This is a genomic window from Pusillimonas sp. SM2304, assembly GCF_031628915.1.
Lineage (GTDB): Bacteria > Pseudomonadota > Gammaproteobacteria > Burkholderiales > Burkholderiaceae_B > Pusillimonas_C.
In genome coordinates this window covers 130438-151913 of sequence record NZ_JAVLUJ010000003.1, presented here as the reverse complement: position 1 = coordinate 151913, position 21476 = coordinate 130438, and the positions used below count along the sequence as shown (strand labels likewise).

Annotated in this window: 16 protein-coding genes; 10 read left to right on the top strand and 6 right to left on the bottom strand. The window is 61.7% G+C overall.

Annotated elements, in window-relative coordinates:
- The first annotated feature begins 172 nt into the window (after positions 1-172).
- From RE432_RS15605 to rpoD, 6 genes are all read left to right on the top strand, one after another.
- Positions 173-1336 (top strand): ATP phosphoribosyltransferase regulatory subunit, encoded by a 1164-nt coding sequence (locus RE432_RS15605; protein WP_310935197.1) that lies wholly within the window; start codon positions 173-175, stop codon positions 1334-1336.
- A gap of 85 nt (positions 1337-1421) precedes the next feature.
- Positions 1422-2717, top strand: coding sequence for an adenylosuccinate synthase (locus RE432_RS15600; RefSeq protein WP_310934430.1), 1296 nt, complete (start codon positions 1422-1424; stop codon positions 2715-2717).
- Positions 2718-2918: 201 nt separating this feature from the next.
- Positions 2919-3461 (top strand): phosphoribosyltransferase, encoded by a 543-nt coding sequence (locus RE432_RS15595; protein ID WP_310934429.1) that lies wholly within the window; start codon positions 2919-2921, stop codon positions 3459-3461.
- Between the two features lie 136 nt (positions 3462-3597).
- Positions 3598-3810: a 30S ribosomal protein S21 gene (rpsU, locus tag RE432_RS15590; RefSeq protein WP_013742464.1), complete on the top strand. Its 213-nt coding sequence runs from the start codon at positions 3598-3600 to the stop codon at positions 3808-3810.
- On the top strand, positions 3811-5736 hold the full coding sequence (gene dnaG, locus RE432_RS15585; protein ID WP_310934428.1) for a DNA primase: 1926 nt from the start codon (positions 3811-3813) through the stop codon (positions 5734-5736).
- A 264-nt stretch (positions 5737-6000) separates the two neighbouring features.
- A complete protein-coding gene (rpoD, locus tag RE432_RS15580; protein WP_310934427.1) occupies positions 6001-8283 on the top strand; it encodes an RNA polymerase sigma factor RpoD in 2283 nt (760 codons plus the stop codon).
- A gap of 92 nt (positions 8284-8375) precedes the next feature.
- Here rpoD and RE432_RS15575 read toward each other — a convergent pair whose 3' ends face one another.
- Entirely contained in the window at positions 8376-9263 is an 888-nt protein-coding gene (locus RE432_RS15575) for an SMP-30/gluconolactonase/LRE family protein (RefSeq protein WP_310934426.1), read from the bottom strand.
- Positions 9264-9369: 106 nt separating this feature from the next.
- On the opposite strand from RE432_RS15575, the gene RE432_RS15570 reads away from it, so the two are divergent.
- Entirely contained in the window at positions 9370-10236 is an 867-nt protein-coding gene (locus tag RE432_RS15570) for a LysR family transcriptional regulator (RefSeq protein WP_310934425.1), read from the top strand.
- 18 nt (positions 10237-10254) lie between these two features.
- On the opposite strand, the gene RE432_RS15565 is transcribed toward RE432_RS15570, so the two are convergent.
- The 4 genes from RE432_RS15565 to RE432_RS15550 form a co-directional block, all read right to left on the bottom strand.
- Positions 10255-11409, bottom strand: coding sequence for an alpha-hydroxy acid oxidase (locus tag RE432_RS15565; protein ID WP_310934424.1), 1155 nt, complete (start codon positions 11407-11409; stop codon positions 10255-10257).
- Positions 11406-12209, bottom strand: coding sequence for an alpha/beta hydrolase (locus RE432_RS15560; protein ID WP_310934422.1), 804 nt, complete (start codon positions 12207-12209; stop codon positions 11406-11408). The genes RE432_RS15565 and RE432_RS15560 overlap by 4 nt, the downstream gene beginning before the upstream one ends.
- A gap of 51 nt (positions 12210-12260) precedes the next feature.
- A complete protein-coding gene (locus RE432_RS15555; RefSeq protein WP_310934420.1) occupies positions 12261-13232 on the bottom strand; it encodes a tripartite tricarboxylate transporter substrate binding protein in 972 nt (323 codons plus the stop codon).
- A gap of 118 nt (positions 13233-13350) precedes the next feature.
- Positions 13351-15285: a sigma-54-dependent Fis family transcriptional regulator gene (locus RE432_RS15550; protein ID WP_310934419.1), complete on the bottom strand. Its 1935-nt coding sequence runs from the start codon at positions 15283-15285 to the stop codon at positions 13351-13353.
- 246 nt (positions 15286-15531) lie between these two features.
- Between RE432_RS15550 and RE432_RS15545 the strand changes: the two genes are divergently transcribed.
- Together RE432_RS15545 and RE432_RS15540 are read left to right on the top strand one after the other, a co-directional pair.
- Positions 15532-17058 carry an aldehyde dehydrogenase family protein gene (locus tag RE432_RS15545; protein WP_310934418.1) on the top strand — a complete coding sequence of 509 codons (1527 nt, stop codon included), beginning with the start codon at positions 15532-15534 and terminating at the stop codon, positions 17056-17058.
- Between the two features lie 169 nt (positions 17059-17227).
- The gene (locus RE432_RS15540) at positions 17228-18001 is read left to right on the top strand and encodes a 5-oxoprolinase subunit PxpA (protein ID WP_310934417.1); all 774 of its coding nucleotides are present in this window, start codon (positions 17228-17230) and stop codon (positions 17999-18001) included.
- 6 nt (positions 18002-18007) lie between these two features.
- Here the strand turns inward: RE432_RS15540 and RE432_RS15535 are convergent, their stop codons facing one another.
- Positions 18008-19198 carry a benzoate/H(+) symporter BenE family transporter gene (locus tag RE432_RS15535; RefSeq protein WP_310934416.1) on the bottom strand — a complete coding sequence of 397 codons (1191 nt, stop codon included), beginning with the start codon at positions 19196-19198 and terminating at the stop codon, positions 18008-18010.
- Between the two features lie 126 nt (positions 19199-19324).
- On the opposite strand from RE432_RS15535, the gene RE432_RS15530 reads away from it, so the two are divergent.
- The gene (locus RE432_RS15530; RefSeq protein WP_310934415.1) at positions 19325-21448 is read left to right on the top strand and encodes a TonB-dependent receptor domain-containing protein; all 2124 of its coding nucleotides are present in this window, start codon (positions 19325-19327) and stop codon (positions 21446-21448) included.
- Positions 21449-21476: the final 28 nt, after the last annotated feature.

Below are 21476 nucleotides of genomic sequence, written 5' to 3'. Positions count from 1 at the left end.
TGGCCGCACGATGCCAGGAAACAGGGCCCGGCTTGCCGGGCCCTGTTTCACTTCTTGCGCATGATCGTTTATACTATCGCGTAAGTTTTGTTTACCTTTTCCGCAAGCGACTTGGCGGGCTTACGCCCCAGGTCGCTTTTTGTTTGGCGTTTTACTTGCATTGGTTCGCATGATGTCCAACTGGTTGTTGCCAGAGAATCTGGCCGATATTCTGCCCGCCGAGGCGCGTCGCATCGAAGAGCTGCGGCGCAATCTGCTGGACTTGTATCGCACCTACGGTTTTGAGCTGGTCGCGCCGCCTTTGGTGGAATACCTGGACTCCCTGTTGTCGGGGACCGGCGCCGACCTGAATCTGCGCACCTGCAAACTGATCGACCAGATCTCGGGCCGTACGCTGGGGGTCCGGGCCGACATGACGCCGCAGGTATCGCGCATCGATGCGCATTTGCTGAATCGCGAAGGGGTAACCCGCCTGTGTTATTGTGGAACGGTGCTGCATGCCAGGCCCGCCGGTCTGTTGTCGGACCGCGAGCTCTTGCAGATAGGCGCTGAAATCTTTGGCCATGCGGGCGTTGAAGCCGATATCGAAATCATCGAACTCGCGCTGGCCAGCGTAAAGCGTGCGGGTGTCGTCCATGCCCGCCTCGATCTGAATCATCCGGGCGTGCTGCGCGCCCTCATCGAATCCGACAGTGCGCTGGCCGATTTTGCAGACACCATCTTCGACCTTCTGGGCACCAAGGATATCCCCGGCCTGACAGAACTGGGCGCCCGGATTCCCGATGTGCAGCCCGAAAGCATCCGGGCGCTGATACAACTGGCTTCGCTGTACGGCAGTACCGAAGCCATTGCCCGGGCGCGCGAAGTCCTGCCGCCACTGCCTGCCTTGCGCGCTGCGCTCGACGATCTCGATGCATTGATCCGCGCGCTGCCCGGGCACGAGTTCAGCGTCGATCTGGCCGACATGGGCAGCGGTTACGGCTATCACTCGGGTGTGGTGTTTTCCATTTACGCTCACGGCTGGCACGATGCGCTGGTCCGGGGCGGGCGCTACGATGGGGTGGGGCGGGCTTTCGGCCGTTCGCGTCCCGCCACCGGCTTCAGCCTGGATCTGCGCAAACTGTCGTCGGGCTTGCCGGCGGCCTCGCCCGCCAAGGCCATACGGGCGCCGTGGGGCACGGACGCCGTCCTGGTCGATGCGTTGCGCCAGTTGCGCGACGCCGGCGAAATCGTCGTGCAGATGCTGCCGGGGCAGCCCCCCAGGCTGGATGAATTTACCGTTGACCGAGAACTGGTGCTGGACGGCGGAACATGGAAGGTAAGGGCGATTCACTAGCCGGGGAAGCCGGCTTGTTTTATCGTATAGGTTAAACCGATTTTGGCCTTGTTTCTCTTGGGCCGGAACTTTATTGATACGTAACATGAGCAAGAATATCGTGGTGATCGGCACCCAATGGGGTGACGAAGGCAAAGGAAAAATCGTCGACTGGCTGGCTGAGTCGGCCCAGGGCGTCATTCGCTTCCAGGGCGGCCATAACGCCGGCCATACCTTGTGGATCAATGGCAAGAAAACCATTCTGCGCCTGATCCCGTCGGGCATCATGCATCCGCACGTCACCTGCTATATCGGCAATGGTGTGGTGCTGTCACCCGAGGCCCTGCTGAAAGAGATCAACGAGCTCGAAGAGGCCGGCCTGGATGTCCGCTCGCGCTTGCAGATCTCGCCGGCTTGTCCGCTGATCCTGCCCTATCACATTGCCATCGACCAGGCCCGCGAGGCACGCAAGGGCGAGGGCAAAATAGGCACGACGGGGCGCGGCATAGGCCCCGCCTACGAAGACAAGATCGGCCGCCGCGCCTTGCGTGTGCAAGACCTGTACGATCCGGCCATTTTCGATGAAAAGCTGGCCGAAGCGCTCGATTTCCACAACTTCGTGCTGACCCAATACTTGGGCGGCAAGGCGGTTTCGATGGACGAAGTCCGCGACCAGGCCATGTCGCTGGCGCCTGTGCTCGAGCCCATGGTGGCCGATGTGTCCAGCAATCTGCACATTGCCCGCAAGGCCGGCCACAAGCTGTTGTTCGAAGGCGCCCAAGGCGCGCTGCTGGACATCGACCACGGCACTTATCCCTATGTCACCAGCAGCAACTGCGTGTCGGGCGCGGCATCGGCCGGCGCCGGCGTGGGTCCGCAAGCGCTCGACTACGTATTGGGCATTGCCAAGGCCTACACCACCCGCGTGGGCGGCGGCCCCTTCCCGACGGAACTGCTGGACGATACCGGCGTGCGCCTGGCCACGGTCGGCAAAGAGTTCGGCTCGGTCACCGGCCGTCCGCGCCGTTGCGGCTGGTTCGATGGCGCGGCCATGAAGCGCTCCGTCATGATCAACGGCATTTCCGGCCTGTGCATCACCAAGCTGGATGTCCTGGACGGTGTCGAGCAGATCAAGATCGGCGTCGGCTACCGCTACAAGGGCGAGTTCCTTGACGTGTTGCCGTATGGCGCCCATGCCGCCGCCGAGGCCGAGCCCGTGCTGGAAGAAATGGCCGGCTGGACGGAGTCGACGGTGGGCATCACCGAATACGACAAGTTGCCCGTCAATGCGCGCCGCTACCTCGAGCGTATCGCCGAAGTCTGCGATGTGGGCATCGATATGGTCTCCACCGGACCCGACCGCATGGAAACCATCGTGTTGCGCCACCCCTTCAACGGCTGATCGCCCGCGCCATCGCTGTGCTGACCGGGTTCTGCGCTTCGGGCAGCACTGCGCTGAAGGCGCACGCATGGCTGCCTGGACTCAAGGGCCGATTCCGCACAATGCGGGGTCGGCCCTTTTCAGTTCCCGGCTTTTCTTGATCGCCATACAGGTTTATGATTACGGTCCTCGCATGATGCAACCTATGGATTTTTCCGCTTTATGAATTTGCCGCCAAACACCGACCGCGACCTGTGGGTCAGCTGGGATGACTACCACCGCCTGATCGAACGCCTGGCGCTGGGCATTCATGAATCGGGGTGGCAGTTCGAAAAAATCGTGTGCCTGGCCCGCGGCGGGGTCCGTGTGGGCGACGTACTGTCGCGTATCTACGACATTCCCTTGGGTATTCTGGCCACCAGCAGCTACCGCGAAGCGGCCGGTACCGAGCAGGGGCAGCTTGATATCGCCCAGTTCATTACCATTACGCGGGGCACGCTCGATGGCCGGGTGTTGCTGGTGGACGACATGGTCGATACCGGCATGACCTTCAGCCGTGTGCGCGACCACCTGCTGTCCCAGTTTCCGGCCATTACCGAATTGAAGACCGCCGTCCTGTGGTGGAAAGGGCATTCCCAAGCCATCCCTGATTTCTACGTCGAAAAGCTGCCCACTAATCCCTGGATACATCAGCCCTTCGAAGACTATGACAGCATCCGTCCTCATCAGCTTGAATCCTGGGTGCGCAAGGGCGTGCGGAACTAAGCCTGTTTGGGTGCGGCGGTGCGCGGACATGCGGCGTTTTAGCCGATAAGCTGGCAAAAAAGCGGCGTTCGTGCTAAACTTTCAGGTTGTCGTCTGTACAACTAATTTTCAACCTAAAACAGGGCTTTAAGATTACATGCCTATCGTTCGTCTGAAAGAAAACGAGCCGTTTGAAGCCGCGCTTCGCCGCTTCAAGCGCACTATCGAAAAAATCGGCCTCTTGACCGAGCTGCGCTCGCGCGAATTTTACGAAAAGCCCACGGCTGAGCGTAAACGCAAGCATGCTGCGGCCGTCAAGCGCCACTACAAGCGCATCCGCAGCCAACAACTGCCTCCGCGTTTGTATTGATTGATCCCTGAATCATTTGTTCAGGAACTACTCGCCCGGGTTGATGTTGTTGACGTCGTCGGGCGATATGTACAGTTGCGCAAGGGCGGAGCCAACCTGCTTGGCTTGTGCCCCTTCCACAACGAAAAAAGCCCCTCATTCACAGTAAGCCCCACCAAGCAGTTCTACCACTGTTTCGGTTGCGGAGCCCATGGCAGCGCGGTCGGCTTCCTGATGGAGCATACCGGCGCAAGCTTCCCGGAAGCGGTCCGGTCGCTGGCGTCCACCGTCGGCATGACGGTGCCGGAAGAATCGCGCAGCCCCCGGCAGCAGGCCGCCGACAAACGCCGCAAGGAAGAAGTCAATCGGCATCAGCAGATCCTTGACCTGGCGCAAGCCCACTACCTGCGCGAACTCAAAGGGTCGCAAAGCGCCATCCGTTATCTGAAGCAGCGCGGCTTGTCCGGCGAAATCGCGGCGCGATTCGGTCTGGGCTGGTCCGGGACGGACCGGCGCGGGCTGGCGGCGGTCTTTCCCCAGTACGAAGATCCTTTGCTGGTGGAATCGGGCCTGGTCATCGAAGCCGAGGACGGCCGCCGCTACGACCGCTTTCGGGAACGCGTCATGTTCCCGATACGGAATACGCGCGGCAACCTGATCGGTTTTGGCGGCCGCATTATCGGCAAGGGCGAGCCCAAATACCTGAACTCGCCTGAAACCAGCCTGTTTTCAAAAGGGCACGAGCTATACGGGCTGTGGGAAGGGCGTGCCGGCATACGCAGCGAAGGCTATGTGCTGGTCGTGGAAGGCTATATGGATGTCGTCGGGCTGGCCCAGCACGGGCTGGGCAATGCCGTGGCCACGCTGGGCACGGCAACGACGCCGTTTCATATACAGAAACTGCTGCGCGTCAGCAGCAAGATCGTTTTCAGCTTTGACGGCGACAAGGCGGGGCGCCGCGCTGCCTGGCGGGCGTTGAACACTTGCCTTCCTTTGGTGCGCGATGATGTGTCCATGCGTTTTCTGTTCCTCCCGGACGACCATGACCCGGACTCCTACATCAAGGAATTTGGCGCGGAAGCCTTCAAGGCGACAGCGGCTGAAGCCGTACCGCTCTCGCGCTTCATGCTCGACGAACTGGCTTCGCGCCATGCCCTGAGCGAAGCGGAAGGCCGCGCCGCGTGCGTGCACGAGGCCAAACCCTTGCTGGCCTTGCTGCCCGAGAGCACGACGCTGCGTCTCCAGATCGAGCGCGAATTCGCCAAGCTGGTCCAGCTCACGCCCGAAGAGCTGGCCGAGCTTCTGCTTGAAACGCCCGTCCCGTCCGCCCCCGGCGGCCAGCACCCCGCGGGCGCGGGCATGGCGGGGCGTACGCCGGCGTCGGGCTTTGACGAGCCGCCGGGTTTCATGGATGTGCCATCTTTTGATTCGGACGCTTACGAGCCGTATGCCCCGGTCCAGGAGCAGGACGAGCCTGTCGCCCGAAGAAAGGGCAGCTCAACCCGGCATAACAAGGCCAGGACGGTGACGCCGATGGCCAAGCGCCTATTGCGTTTGCTGCTGGCGCATCCGGAACTGGTATCAAGCCTGGGCGACCAGCAGCTTGAAATTCTGGAGCATGGCCCCCATCTGATACTTGTGCGAGATTTAATCGCCCTGGCGAACATGAGCGGTGCACGCCATGCCGGCGCTTTGTTGCAGGCGGCCGATCCCGGTTCGGATCTGGAAGGCGTGCTGGCCACGCTGACCCCCGAATTGCTTGCCCAGGAAGATTTGCCCGATCCCCATGCTGAATGGAACGATGCCTTGCGACGCATAGAGCTCGACGCCATTAAAGCCGAGCAGTCGGCGCTGGTGGACGCGGGATTGAAGGATGATGCCTCCAGGAAAAGGTATCAAGAATTGACGCGACGAATTGCACTGGTAAATAATGCCACTTCGCGTTAAGTACGGTAAAATAGAGAGTTTTCGCAAAGACTCAACATACTTGCCCCAAGCACGTCAGGCGTGATGACGGGCATGCAAGCCGGTTAGCCCCTTTTTGCCCTGCAACGATATATACAGATACGTCAGGGATTCTTTCATCTGGGCTGCTGAGCTGCATTGGCGTTATTCATGCGGTATGCCAAGGCTTTGCGATGAGTAAGTTCTGCCCCTGCAACACTCGTTGGCGCATGCCGACCGAGTGTGTTTGCGTTTACGGAAGCGACTATGACCCAAGTTACTGGTAAAACCCCCCAGGCAGCAGAAGATGCTGCAAAGAAAACAAAGACTGTTGCGGCAAGCAAAAGCACGGCCAAGACAGCGGTAAAGGTTGGGGAAAGCACAAAGGCAGAAAAAGCGCCAGCCAAGACGGCCGCCAAGAAGGCGGCGGTCAAGAAAACGGCCGCCAAGACCACGGCCCGGAAGGCCGCGGCCGGTACAGCGGGCGCGGCAAGCAAGACCGCCGCGCGTAAAACCACGGCCGCCAAAACCGCCACGGCTGCCAAGGCGCCTACCGGCCGCCGTCCGGGACGGCCCGCGAAGAATGCCAATAACGATTCCGTCGATTTCAATGACGACGATACCGGCGACGCCGAGGTCATCCCCGAGCTCAAGCCCTTGCCCAAACGTGGCGGCAAGCGCGGCAAGGCCGACAAGGATGTCCCCGCGCGCAACCAGATGACGCCTGAAGAGCAAGAAGCGCGCCGCAACCGCCTGAAAGTGCTCATCAAGCTGGGCAAGGATCGCGGCTACCTGACTTACGGCGAGATCAACGATCACCTGCCCGACGATCTGGTCGACGCAGAAGCCATTGACGGCATCATCAGCACCTTCAGCGACATGGGCATCTCGGTCTACGACCAGGCGCCTGACGCCGATGCCTTGCTCATGAGCGACAACGCCCCGGTGGCGTCCAGCGACGACGACGTCGAAGACGAGGCCGAAGCCGCCTTGACGACGGTCGACTCCGACTTCGGCCGCACGACCGATCCCGTCCGCATGTACATGCGCGAGATGGGCACCGTCGAACTCCTGACGCGTGAAGGCGAAATCGAAATCGCCAAGCGCATTGAAGACGGCCTCAAGCACATGGTCATGGCCATTGCCGCATGCCCGACCACCGTCAATGAAATCCTGCAGTATGTGCAGCGGGTCCGCGATGGCGCCGCCCAGATCGACGAGGTCGTGGACGGCCTGATCGATCAGGAAGGCGAAGAATACGCGGGCGCAGGCGTCTCGGTGGACAACGACGAGAACGAAGACGGGCCGGCAGGCGGCATGAGCAGCAAGCAGCTCGAGCACCTGCGCACCAAGTCGCTCAAGAAGTTCGAAATCATCAGCTCGTGGTTCGACAAGATGCGCAAGGCCTTCGAGCGCGACGGCTATCAGGCGCAGGAATACATCCAGGCGCAGGAAGCCATCCTGAACGAACTGATGGGTGTCCGCTTTACCGCCAAGATGGTCGAAAAGCTTGCCGATACCCTGCGTGAGCAGGTGGGCGAAGTGCGCAAGCTCGAACGCGCCGTCCTGCACACCTGCGTCGACCGCGCAGGGATGCCCCGCGCGCACTTCATCAAGGTTTTCCCCGGCAATGAAACCAATCTGAACTGGGTGCTTGAAGAAGTGGCCGCCGGGCACGGATATTCGGAAACGCTCGAGCGCCATATCCCCGCCGTCCAGGAAATCCAGCAAAAGCTGATCGATTTGCAGACCAGCGTCGTGCTGCCGCTCAAAGACCTGAAAGACGTCAATAAGCGCATGGCAACCGGCGAGGCGAAGGCGCGCAAGGCCAAGCGCGAAATGACCGAGGCCAACCTGCGTCTGGTGATCTCCATCGCCAAGAAGTACACCAACCGGGGCCTGCAGTTCCTGGATCTGATCCAGGAAGGCAACATCGGGCTCATGAAAGCCGTGGACAAGTTCGAATATCGCCGCGGCTACAAGTTCTCGACCTATGCCACCTGGTGGATACGCCAGGCCATTACCCGCTCGATCGCGGACCAGGCGCGCACCATTCGCATCCCGGTGCACATGATTGAAACGATCAACAAAATGAATCGTATCAATCGCCAGATCCTGCAGGAAACCGGCGCCGAGCCTGATCCCGCCACGCTGGCCCAGAAGATGGACATGCCGGAAGACAAGGTTCGCAAGATCCTGAAGATCGCCAAAGAACCCATCTCCATGGAAACGCCCATCGGCGACGATGATGACTCCCACCTGGGCGATTTCATCGAAGACACCGGCACCTTGTCGCCGTCGGAATGGGCCTTGCATGGTTCCATGCGCGACGTGGTCAAGGAAGTGCTCGATTCGCTTACGCCGCGCGAAGCCAAGGTGCTGCGCATGCGTTTCGGCATTGAAATGAGCACCGACCAGACGCTGGAAGAAGTCGGCAAGCAGTTTGACGTCACGCGCGAGCGCATCCGTCAGATTGAAGCCAAGGCCTTGCGCAAGCTGCGGCACCCCAGCCGCGCCGACAAGCTCAAGAGCTTCCTGGAAGGGCAGTAAGCAGCTCCACAGGCCGGGCGCGTCGCTGACGGGCCGGCTTAACGTCCTGACGCATCAAACGGCAGCTTCGGCTGCCGTTTGATTTTTGCCGCCTACCACTCCAGCTTTGCATGCAGTATCGAGCCGGTTTCGGAGTCCGTAATGAATAGTCCGGGATGCTCGGCCGGGCCGAAGGTGGCATTGGTCGTCAGCAAGCCTTCGCACGACTTGATGCGCCGTATGGGCTCCCCCTGGGGGTTGAAAACCCAAAGCGTGCCCAGGCCAAGATGGCACACGATCAGGTTGCCTTGGGCGTCGATCGCCAAACCGTCGGGGCCGCTGCCGCCGCTCAAGCGGATGAACACACCGACTTTCATGACGCCGCCGTCGGGCAACAGGGGCACCCGCCAGACGGAGTTGTCGCGGGTGACCGCCAACAATACGGAACGCTCGTCCGGGGCCAGCACCAGGCCGTTGGGGCTGGGAACATTGTTCAGCAAGCAATCCAGCTGTCCGTTGGCCCGCAAGCGGAAAAGACGGCCGCTTGGATCGTGCAGGCCAGTCAGGCCCTGATCGGTGAAGTACAGGTCGCCGTTGCTGCTGAATATCAAGTCGTTCAGGCCTTTGAACCGTTCGCCGGCCACTTTGTCGAGGACGGTGTGCAGGGTGTTGCTGGCGGGGTCCAGGGCCAGCAGCCCATTCTGGTAGTCGGCAATGAACAAGCGGCCATCCGGGGCGAACGCCAGGCCGTTGGGCTGGCCGTCGTACTGGACGACCTGCTCTATACGCCCCTGCGGCGTGGCGCGAAAAATCCTTCCCCACGGAATATCGCAAAACCAGAGGCGGCCCTCCCGGTCGAAGACCGGGCCTTCGATAAAGCTGGCCGCAGGCATGCCCGGCCGCTGCAGCTCAAGCCAGGGCGACGCGCCCGCCGGACGATGGTCCTGCTCGCTGAGCCTGGCAAAAACGGTGGTGGTCGATAATGCGGGGACGTCAAACATAGTGGGCTCCGGGTTGGAATAGGGTGGGCGCATTCAATCGTGCTATGTTACGAGGACGGATTTGCTTCACTCTGGATGCAGGGTCCGAATACAACAACGCCAAGCAATGGATACCAGATATCTTCATAGTTTTGTTTCAGTGGTCGACTGCGGCTCGTTTGCAGAGGCTGCCCGCCGCCTGAACCTGACACCGGCCGCCCTGGCCGCCCGCATCAAGGCGCTTGAAGAGGACATCGGCGCGACCCTGATCGCCCGTGCCGGCCGCAACGTGAAGCCGACTGACGCGGGCATGAAAATCGTCGACCACGCGCGATCGATATTGCGCGATGCGCGCGATATGCGCGCCGTGGCCAACAACGATGAGCCGCTGGGCGAGCTGCGGCTGGGCGTGGCCACGTCGACGCTTGCGGCGCTCACGCCCACGCTGCTTCGAAAAATCTACGCCCGCTATCCCAAGATGACGATCTTCATTGAGTCGGGATCGTCCAGCTCGTTGGAAGAGCGCACCGTGTCGCGCCATCTGGATGCGGCCATCATGGTCGAACCCGTGTACGCCACGGCCAAGGGCTTCGAGTGGCAACTGATCAAGAAGGAAACGCTGGTTGTCATCGCGCCTGAACATGTCAGGGGCAGCGACCCTTTCGATTTGCTGGCCCGGGAACCCTTTCTGCGTTTCGACCGATCGCTGCGCGGCGGCCAGATTGCCGAGCAATACCTGCGCAAGCACAGGATTTCCCCTAATGAGCGGCTGGAGATCGACACGCTGATGACCATCGCCTATCTTGTCAGCGACGGCATAGGCGTTTCCCTGATTCCCGATTGGGCGCCAGAGTGGGTCAACAGCCTGGGTGTCTTGCGCTTGCCCCTGCCTGACAAGCCTCCCGCGCGCAATATGGGCATTTTCTGGAATACCAACAGCCCGCATGCAACGCTTATCAAGATGATTCTTGACGAGGCCAGAAGGTCTTTCTAGTGCCATGGCGCATCCGGCCTACAGGGCCGCCAGGCAACTGCTGTCCAGATCGGCTGCGCGAGGCACCCCCAGCATGGCCAGATTGCGGTCCACTTCCAGGGCGAGCAAGTCGACGGCGCGCTCCACGCCCTGGCGGCCGCCCGCCGCCGCGGCATAGGCGAACGGCCGGCCGACAAAGACAAAGCGTGCGCCCAGCGCCAGGCATTTGATCACATCCGACCCGCGCCGTATGCCTCCATCCATCATGACGGGCAGGCCGGGGCAGCGCTGTACCACCTTGGGCAGCAAGTACAGCGGCGATACGGCGCCATCCAGTTGCCGCCCCCCGTGATTGGACAGGATGATGCCGTCTGCGCCGTGGTCTGCCGCCTTGGCCGCGTCCTCGGGACTCTGCAGCCCCTTGATGACCAGGGTATGGCCCCATAGCGCGCGTATGCGCCGGATGTGTTCCCAGTTCAGGCGGCCGCGATCCGAAAAATCGCGCTCTACATGGCGCGAAATGATGGGCACCCCACGGGTCGCATAATTGTTCTCGAAGTGGGGCACGCCGTGCTTGAGCATGGTTTTCAGGAAGGTGTTTGCAAGCCAGCGCGGGTGCGTCAGGCCTTGCCACATCAATCCAGGGGTCAGCTTCAAGGGCGACGAAAAGCCATGGCGCAGATAGTTCTGTTTATTTGGGTTGACCGGCGTATCCACTGTGATGACCAGCGTTCTGAAACCACTGCGGTCAATGCGTTCGATCAGCGCATCGAGTTTTTCGGGGTCGCTGGGTATATAAGCCTGGAACCAGGCGTTCGGGTTGCGTTGCGCCACGACCTCCATGGGGATGAGCGATGACGAGCTCATGATCATGGGGATGCCGCGACGGGCGGCGGTCTCGGCCAGCACGACATCGCCCCGGTAAGTGTAAAGCGCAGTCAGCCCCATGGGGGCCATGCCGAAGGACTGCGCATACTGCTGTCCGAGCAGCGTGATGCCCGTGTCGCGGGTGGACACGTCGACCAGCGCTTTCTGGACGAACGCGTAGCGGCGGAAGGCGTCCAGGTTGTTCCGGTGCGACACGCCGTCCTCCGCGGCGGCCGACACGTAGCCGTACAGGGGCCGTGGCAATATTTGCCGTGCCCGGGCTTCGAAGTCGTCCAGGCACAAGCAATCATCCAGCGCTGTATTCATGAAAGTTTTTCAAGAAACTTCAGGGCAGCTTGCGCGCAGGTGTCCGGATGCGCGCCGCCGGCGTGATAGCAGTCGATGGGCAGGACCAGGACTTCCGCCTGCGGCATGCCAGCGCGAACGACGTCCGGCAACAATTGCCCGGCCGCCGCATTCGTCTGCTCGGACGGCTCGGTCATGATCACCAATGCCGGGGATTTGATCTTGTCCAGATCCAGGCGCGGCTCGGTGGTTACGACCCAGTTCAGGTAAGCCTTGGCGGTCGAGAGGGAGGTGGCGCCCATCATATCCACCCACCAGTCTATGCATTTGGGCGAAGCATCGTATCCCAGGCGGGCGGGCATGGTCTTGCGGGCCCAGCTTCTGATGCCGTGCTCCAGCATATAGGGCAGCCAATCCGAACTGCCGGGCGCGACCAGGGGAGGGCACGTCAATATCAGGGATTTGACCAGATCGGGGCGCGTGGCGGCAAACCGCATGGCGCTGATGCCTCCGCTTTTTCCGGACACCACATGCACCGGTTCGTCGATGAGCCGGTTGACGAGCCGTACGATATCGTCCACGAACAAGTCTGTGGAGTACTTGAACGTTTCATCCACCGGCCTGGTCTTGCCGAAGCCCCGGATGTCGAACATGAGCAGGCGGTACTTGCGCGAAAGGTGCGGAATCCAGGCGCGCCAGGCGGTCAGGTCTTCGGTGAATCCGTGGATGAACAGTATGGTCTCGGATTTTTCCCAGGGGTCGGTGTAGTCGAAAATCTCGTAATACGGCTGATAGTCTTCAGATAAGTCCAGATACGGCATGTCGTTTCCAAGAAAAAAGTAATGTGAAAGAGAGCTTGATTGACGCGGGGATTACGATGGCTCGACGCCGGCGGCCTTGAGCGTATCGCCTATGCGCTTGATGTCGTTCTCGACCGACGCCTGCAGTTCCTCGGGCGTTCCGCCCAATGGCTTCACGCCCTGGGTCAGGAATTTCTTGGCCAGATCGGGGTCTTTGAGCGCGGTGTTCATGGCCTGGTTGAGTTTGGCGACGATGTCGGCGGGCGTCCCGGCCGGCGCGAACACCGCATTCCATCCCGTCACATTGAAGTCGGGCAGTCCCGACTCGCCGATGGTTGGCAAGTCGGGGGTGGCGGGCAGGCGCTCGGCGTCGGCAATGGCCAGGGCCTTGACCTTGCCGGCTTTCATCATGGCCATGGAGGAAATGGGCGATACGAAGCCCGCCTGGATGTCGCCCTGGATCAGGGCGGCAATGACCTGCGGGTCGCCCTTGTACGGCACATGGGTCAATTCAACGCCGGTGCGGGACTGAAACAGCTTCATGGCGGTATCGCCCCAGCTTCCCACGCCGACCGACCCGTAGTTGAGTACGCCGGGCTGCTGTTTGGCCAGGTCGATAAATGCCTGCACGCTGTCCGCCTTGCTGTCGGCGTTGACCAGCAGAATGGCCGACACCGTGCCCACTTTTGCCACGGGGGCAAAGTCCTTGATGGTGTCATAGGGCAAGTCTTTCTTCAGGCTGGGATTGACGACATGGGACGGAAAGACCATCAGCAAGGTATAGCCGTCCGGCTTGGCCCGGGCCACATGGCTCGAGCCGATGACCCCGCTGGCTCCGGCCTTGTTATCGACAATCACGGACTGCTTCAGGACTGAGCCAAGCTTGTCGGCCAGGATGCGTGCCAGCGAATCGGTAATGCCGCCGACACCCGCCGGAACGATCAAGGTAATGGGCTGGCTGGGATAGGAACTGCTCGTATTCTGTGCGGGCGCCGGATGGGAAAAGGTCAGCGCCAAGCAGGCCAGAATAAAGAATTTCTTCATATCAGTCTCCATATAAGTTCAAAGTTTTTATCTTTGAATTATAGGGAGCGGCTGCCCGGCGATTGAACAATAGTATTAAATTCGAACGATCAAATTTATGTTGAGTGCGCGTGCGCATTCAGGGTCTTTGCTGCCTCTTGGACGCGGCCGACCGTGCCAGGTAGCGGTACAAGGTGCTGCGATGAACACCCAGTATGCCCGCGGCCTGGCTGATGTTATTGCCGCACTGGGCGATCACGCGCAGGATGGCTTGTTCATTGATGGCCCGCAGGGTCGTGCCGGGTGCGGGGCCGGCGCTTGCGGCGGCGGCTGCCGTGTCCGGCGGTGCTGCGGCAAGCCCGTCGGCATCGCCGGACAGGATGTCGGCCGGCAGGTCGCAACGCTGTATGAGGCGGCCGGCGGGCCGCAGAAACAGCAGGGTGCGCAAGACGCTTTGCATTTCGCGGTAGTTGCCGGGCCATGGGTAGGCCGCCAAGGCATCCAGCGCCGCGTCGCTCAGCGTCGTGGCGCGTTCCAGGGCGCCCAGGCGCTTGAACTCATGGCACAGCAATTCGCGTAGATCGGCGCGATGGCGCAGCGGAGGCAGCGTGGTCTTGTAGTCTTGAAGACGGTAGAACAAGTCGGCCCGGAAGGCGCCGCGGCGGATCATGTCCGCCAGATCGCGGTTGGTGGCGCTGACCACGCCGAAGTTGACGGGGATGCGCCTATCCGAACCCAAAGGCTGTACTTCGCGCTCTTGCAGCGCGCGCAGCAGGCGCGTCTGCAAGAGCAGGGGCATGTCGCCGATTTCGTCCAGGAACAGAATGCCCCCATGGGCCTCGCGCAGCCGTCCCAGCGCGCCTTCGCGCCGGGCGCCGGTGAAGGCGCCCGCCTCGTAACCGAAAAGCTCGGATTCGATCAGGCTTTCCGGCAGCGCGCCGCAGTTGACCGCCACGAACGGACCCTGCCGCCAATCGCTGCGGTCATGCAAGTGCCGGGCGAATATTTCCTTGCCCGCGCCGGTTTCCCCCTGCAGCAAAACCGCCATGCCCGCGTTGAGCGCGCTGATGGCATGCGCCAATGACTTGTCGGCTTCGGGGCTGAGCGGCGGCAGGGCGCTGCGGATGACTGCGGCGGGGGCCGCGGGGGTTGCCGGCGGGACGGGCCGGCTGTCCGGGTTCGGCAGCCCGCCACGGCGGGTTCCGTGCCGCAGCGTACCCAGCAGCGGCAGCCCGCTTTGGGTGCGCAGGCGGCCCGGTTCGCGTTTCAGGGCTTTCCATCCGTCCAGCCAGTCATCGACCGGACTGTCGAGCAGGCCCCAGTCGGTGGCCAGCAGGCGCAGGGCCGCATCGTTTGCGCCGACGATGCGTTCGCCTTCGATGAGCAAGATGGCGCGCTCGACGGACTCGAGCAAAGAGGGCTGCTGCTGGAAAACCAGCCGGTGCAGCCGTGCATCGGTGTTGTCCAGCAGGCGATTGCCGATCTGCTTGGCGCACATCTGGGCCAGGCCCAAGGCGTAGGCGTGCAGCGTGTTTGCCTCGCCCGAGATATCGAGCACCCCGATGACATCGCCGCGCGGCGAGAAGATGGGCGCGGCATGGCAACTGAGTATGGCGTTGCAATCAAGGAAGTGCTCCCCGCCATGCACCCGGATGGCCGTCCCTTCGTAAAGCGCTGTGCCGATGGCATTGGTGCCGCGCAAGGATTCGGCCCAACTGAAGCCGGGGCGAAGCGCGACGCGCTCGGCCTTGTGCAGGAATTCCGTGCTGCCTGCTTCTTGCAGGATCACCCCGCCGGCATCGGCCAGCAGAACAACGCTTTTTGCGCTCGAGACGAGCGCCGCCAGGCTTTCCAGTTCGGGCTGGGCCGCTTCCAGGACATGCGCGTGCTGTTCGCGGCGGGCTTGCAGCTCGCCGGCGGACATGGGATTGGGGTCCGAGTGCAAGGAATAATCAATGGCGGCGCAGCGTTCCCACGAGCGTTTTATGGATGCCGCTGCGCGCAGGGCGGCGCTGTCCAGCAGGGCGCTTGATACGGTGGTCGTCATCGCGTGCATGCCTAGGGTCTCCGTCATGTCGCATTGTGCGTCAGGCTGTGTTGCATTGTGCTGGCAGGCTTGTCGCGTTCTGCGACAAGCCCTTGTTTTCCATGGGGATAATTATTGTTTTTCAGGCGGGGTGGAAACGCCTTAACCATACACCTTTTGCGGGTTGCTGCCTATCGGGCAGGCTGGCCGGGCGGGTTGGCATGCGTATTGCTTGAAGTGAATCAAGACCGGCTTGAGCCGGCCCCTTCCATTCAACTTTCCAGGAGACGCTCAATGGACCTGACTCAACTCAAGTACTTCGGTATCGACGTGGAGTTTCCCTATAAACGCCATTACGAGAACTACATCGGCGGGAAATGGGTGCCGCCGGTATCCGGCAATTATTTTGACAATGTATCGCCGATTACGGGCGAATCTTTCTGCGAAGTGCCGCGTTCGGACGCCGCCGATGTGGCGCTGGCGCTCGATGCGGCGCATGCGGCGCGCAAGACATGGGGCGAAACCTCGGTCACCGAGCGTTCCAATATCCTTTTGCGCATGGCCGACAAGATGGAGCAGCATCTGAAGGTGCTGGCCGTGGCTGAATCGATAGACAATGGCAAGCCGCTGCGTGAAACCATGGCCGCTGATGTGCCTTTGGCCATCGACCATCTGCGCTACTTTGCCGGTTGCATACGCGCGCAGGAAGGCGGGATTTCAGAGGTCGACCACGACACCGTCGCGTATCATTTTCATGAGCCCATGGGGGTGGTGGGGCAGATCATTCCTTGGAACTTCCCCCTGCTGATGGCGGCCTGGAAGCTGGCCCCGGCACTGGCTGCGGGCAACTGCGTAGTCATGAAGCCGGCAGAGCAGACCCCGGCCTCCATCCTGGTCCTGATGGAACTGGTGGGCGATCTTCTGCCGCCGGGCGTCGTCAATATTGTGAACGGTTTCGGCAAAGAGGCCGGCCAGGCGCTGGCCAGCAGTGATCGTATCGCCAAGCTGGCGTTTACCGGCTCCACGCCCACCGGCAAGCATATTTTGCACGCCGCCGCCGACAACCTGATTCCCACGACCGTCGAACTGGGCGGAAAGAGCCCCAATATCTTTTTCGCCGATGTGATGGACCAGGATGACGCCTTTTTCGACAAGGCGCTGGAAGGGCTAGCCATGTTCTCGCTGAACCAGGGCGAAGTCTGCACATGCCCGTCGCGCGTGCTGATCCAGGAATCCATCTACGACAAGTTCATCGAGCGCGCGGTCAAGCGGGTGGAAGCCATCAAGACGGGGCACCCCCTGGACAGCAAGACCATGGTGGGCGCGCAGGTGTCGCAGGTGCAAATGGACAAGATCCTGTCCTATATCGATATCGGACGCCAAGAGGGCGCCCAATGCTTGACAGGCGGCGCGCGCAACGCGCCGGGCGAAGGGCTGGATGGCGGGTTCTACATCAAGCCTACCCTGCTGTTCGGCGACAACAGCATGCGCGTCTTCCAGGAAGAAATCTTCGGACCGGTGGCCTCTGTCATGACTTTCAAGGACGAAGAGCAGGCGATCGAACTGGCCAACGACACCTTCTATGGGCTGGGGGCCGGCGTATGGACGCGGGACGGCACGCGTGCCTACCGGATGGGCCGGCAGATACAGGCGGGCAGGGTGTGGACCAACTGCTATAACCTGTATCCGGCCCACGCCGCGTTCGGGGGCTACAAGAAATCCGGCATCGGCCGCGAAACCCACAAGATGGCGCTGTCGGCCTACCAGCAGACCAAGTGCCTGCTGGTCAGCTACAGCCCCAACGCCCTGGGTTTCTTCTAGGCCAGGGCTGTCCGGTCTTGGGGCGGCCCGCTGCCGCAAGGCCGGGTTCCCGCCTGGGCAACTTGCCCGCTCCAGCGGTATCGGAGCGGGCATGGTTTTGCTTTATGATCGAAGCTGGCTACCCCTAGGGGGCGGGCGGCGCCTGCCCTGCAACGACGGAAACTGAAACATGAATGTATCGATCGATCTGAATTGCGACATGGGCGAGAGCTTCGGCGTCTGGACAATGGGGCAGGACGAAGACATCTTGCCCTATGTGACCTCGGCCAACATCGCCTGTGGCTATCATGCCGGCGACCCGGCCACCATGCGCAAGACCGTGGCGGCCGCGATCCGGCACGGCGTCGCATTGGGCGCTCACCCGGGCTTGCCGGACCTGGCGGGATTTGGCCGGCGCAACATCGACATCAGCCCCGAGAATGCCTACGACATCGTGGTCGTGCAAGTGGGGGCGCTTGCGGGTGTGGCAGCCAGCCAGGGCGCCCGGCTGCATCATGTCAAAGCGCATGGCGCGCTGTACAACATGGCGGCCAAGAACCGCGCGCTGTCCAAGGCCATTGCGCAGGCCGTCTACGACGTCGACCCTGCGCTTGTCCTGTATGGCCTGGCCTCCAGCGAACTGATACAGGCCGGCCAGGAAGCGGGCCTGGCCGTTGCCCACGAAGTCTTCGCAGACCGCACTTACCAGGCGGACGGTTCATTGACCTCGCGCAAACAGCCTGATGCCATGATTGAGGATCCCGACGTTTCCATACGCCAGGTCCTGCGCATGGTCACGGAAGGCAAAGTCAATACGCTGCAAGGCGGCGACATTCCGGTCAAGGCCGATACATTGTGTATACATGGCGATCAGGCCGGCGCCGTGGTGTTTGCCCAGGCCATCCGCGCGGCCCTGGAAGCAAACCGGATCAATGTCCGCCGGGTGGGCGGCGACGCCGCGTAGCCAGGCCTACCTGACGATGCGCCGGGCGAACAGATGCACCGCCATGCCAAAGACCAGGCCCCAGAAAGCGCTGCCGATGCCCATGAATGTCAGGCCCGATGCGGTGCAGATAAACGTGACCAGCGCGGCCTCGCGGCCTTGTTCTTCCGCCAGGGCGCCGGCCAGGCTGTTGGCGATGGTGCCCAGCAGGGCCAGGCCGGCAATGGCGGCGACCAGTTCGGTGGGGAAGGCGGCGAACAGGCCCACGACGGTGGCGCCGAAAATACCCGTGGCCAGGTAAAACACACCCGCCCAGATCGCCGACCCGTAGCGCTTGGCGGGGTCCGGATCGGCGTCCTTGCTCATGCAGATCGCGGCGGTAATGGCAGCCAGGTTGAATGAAAACCCGCCGAAGGGACCCAGCAGCAAGCCTATTGCGCCGGTCCAGCCGATAAGGGGCGACGCCGGCGTGTTGTAGCCGTTGGCGCGCAGCACCGCCAGCCCGGGGACGTTCTGCGAGGTCATGGTCACGATGAACAGCGGTATGCCAACGCCGATCAGCGCCGACAGCGAAAATTCCGGAGCCATGAACAAGGGTTGTGCCGGCGTCCAGCTCAGGGTGTCCAAGTGCAGGAGCCCCAGCGCGCCCGCGCATGCGATGCCCACGGCCAGGGCAAGCGGCACGGTATAGCGCGGCAGCCAGACCCGGCCCAGCACAAATGTGATGAACATCAGCCCCACCATCAGCCATTGGGTTTGCATGGCGGTAAACAGATCCATGCCGAACCGGATCAATATGCCCGCCAGCATGGCCGCGGCGATATGCCGGGGCATGGTTTGCATGAGTTTCTGAAACCATCCGGTCATGCCGCTCAGCGTGATCAGCAAGGAAGAAAAAAGGAACACGCCGATGGCCTGGCTCATGCTCAGCCCCTGCAGGCTGGTGACCAGCAGCGCCGCGCCCGGCGTGGACCAGGCGGTAAGCACCGGGCTGCGATAGCGCAATGACAAGCCGATGCAGCTTGCCCCCATGCCGATGCCCAGCGCCCACATCCACGAATTCAGCTCGGCGGGCGTTGCGCCCGCCGCTTGCGCGGCCTGGAAAATAATGGCTACCGAGCTGGTATAGCCGACAAGCACGGCGATGAAGCCGGCGGAAATATGCGAAATCCTGAACCAGTTGCCCACAGGTGCCTCGGCCGTTTTTTCTATTGTCATGCAAGGAATAATATGAAGGTGGCTATGCTAGCACTGTCTGTTGGCAGTGGGAAATACGGGGCATGGCAGCGGGGACGGCGCATGGAAAATAACCCTGATTTCGACAGGGATGATCATTTATTTTTAATGTTATGTTATAACATTTCAGTTTTTGATTATTCCAATAAGGGGAAAAGAATGTCCTTCAGGCTTCATCCGCTGGCCGCCATGCTGGCGCTGGCACTCGGTCCCGGCATGCCGGCTCACGCGCAGGACGCTTCCGCAGCGGACGGCGCCGCCGTCCAGTCGCTGCCGTCCATCACCATATCGGCCAGTCCTTTAGGCGCAAGCCGCGATGCCATGGGCATGCCGGTCGATGTGCTGGATGGATCGAATCTGGTCCTGAAGCGCGAAGCCACCTTGGGAGACACGCTGAACGGCCTGCCGGGCGTGCATGCCGACACGTTTGGCGCGGGCGCCAGCCGGCCGGTGATCCGCGGGCAAACCGCGCCGCGGGTCAAGGTCCTGTCCGACGGGTCCGAACTGATGGACGCCTCGGGCGTGTCCCCCGATCACGCTATTACCAGCGAACCCATGCTGGCCAGGCGCATCGAGGTCTTGCGCGGGCCATCGACGCTGCTGTATGGGGGCGGGGCGATAGGCGGGGTCGTGAATGTGATGGATGACAAGATTCCCGTAGCGGTTCCTGAAAACGGCGTCGAGGGGTTTGCCGAGCTAAGGGGGTCGACAGGCTCCGGGGAGCGCGCCGGCGCATTCGGGCTGACGGCCGGGCAGGACAACTTCGCGATTCATGTCGAAGGGCTGAAGCGGCGATCCAAGGATTATCGGGTGCCGGGATGGACGGATGGGCGGCTCGCGGGCTCGTATGAGGAAAGCACGACGGGCAGCATAGGCCTGTCGTGGATAGGCAGCCGCGGCTATGTTGGCGTCGCGTACACCAACACCGAGAGCGAATACGGTTTGCCCGGCCACGAGCATGAATATGAATCGTGCCATCCGCATGGCAGTCATTTGCATTGCGGCGGCCACGATCATGGCCATGGGCATGATCATGAAGAACACGAAGACGAGCACGAGCACGAGCACGATCATGCGGCGCCGTTCGTGCGTTTGAGAACGGAGCGCATCGACTTGCGGGCCGAAGTCAGGGAACCGTTTGCGGGCGTTCGCAAAATCAGGTTTCGCAGCGGCTTGACCGATTACCAGCATAAGGAAATAGAAGGGCATACTGTCGGTACGACCTTCAAGAACCGCGGCTACGATGCTCGCCTGGAACTGGAGCACGAGCCCATTGCAGGGTGGCGCGGCGTGCTGGGCCTGCAGGGCGCGCAGAGCAATTTCAGCGCCTTGGGCGAAGAAGGTTTCCTGCCTAAATCAGACACCAGGACGATGGGCCTGTTCCTTCTGGAAGAGTACCGCCTGGAGGACTGGAGGTTTGAAGTGGGCGCGCGCCATGATTGGCAAACGATCAGCCCCGAGGGCGGATTGCCGCGTTCCCGGCTGGGCGGCACATCGGTGTCGGGCGCAGCCATCTGGGAGTTTGCGCCCGAATACGCCTTGTCCCTATCCGCATCGCGCTCGCAGCGATTGCCGTCGGCTCAGGAACTCTACGCGGACGGTATCCATCTGGCCACCAATACGTATGAACTGGGCAACCCGGACCTGAAGCAGGAGACCTCGCAGAATATCGACCTGACCCTGCGCAAACATGCCGGCGATGCACGCTTTGCTGTGAGCATATTTCACAACCGGGTCAAAAATTACATCTATGCCAACACGCTGGATCGGCATGAAGACTTCCGCTTGATTGAGTATACGCAGCGCGATGCCGAATTTACGGGCATCGAAGGCGAAGCCAGCTACCGCTTCAATCAGCATATGACGGCAGGCGTGTTCGGCGACCTGGTGCACGGCAAACTCAAGGGCAGCGGCGGCAACTTGCCGCGGATTCCCGCTGCGCGCGCCGGCGCGCGCCTGATGGCGAACTGGCAAAACTGGTCGGGTCATGTCGAAGCCTATCGCGTCCTTCGTCAAGACAGGCTGGCGGATTATGAAAGCGAGACCCCGGGCTACAACATGGTCAATGCGGGCGTGGCTTACGATGGACGCACAGGCGGAACGGACTACACCGTTTACCTGCGCGCCACCAATCTGTTTGACCAGCGGGCATTCAATCATGCGTCCTTCCTGTCGTCGGCAGCCCCTTTGCCGGGGCGCCGTGTGATGCTGGGGCTGCGGGTCGAATATTGATGCCGCCCTGCCGCCCGGCATGATACTT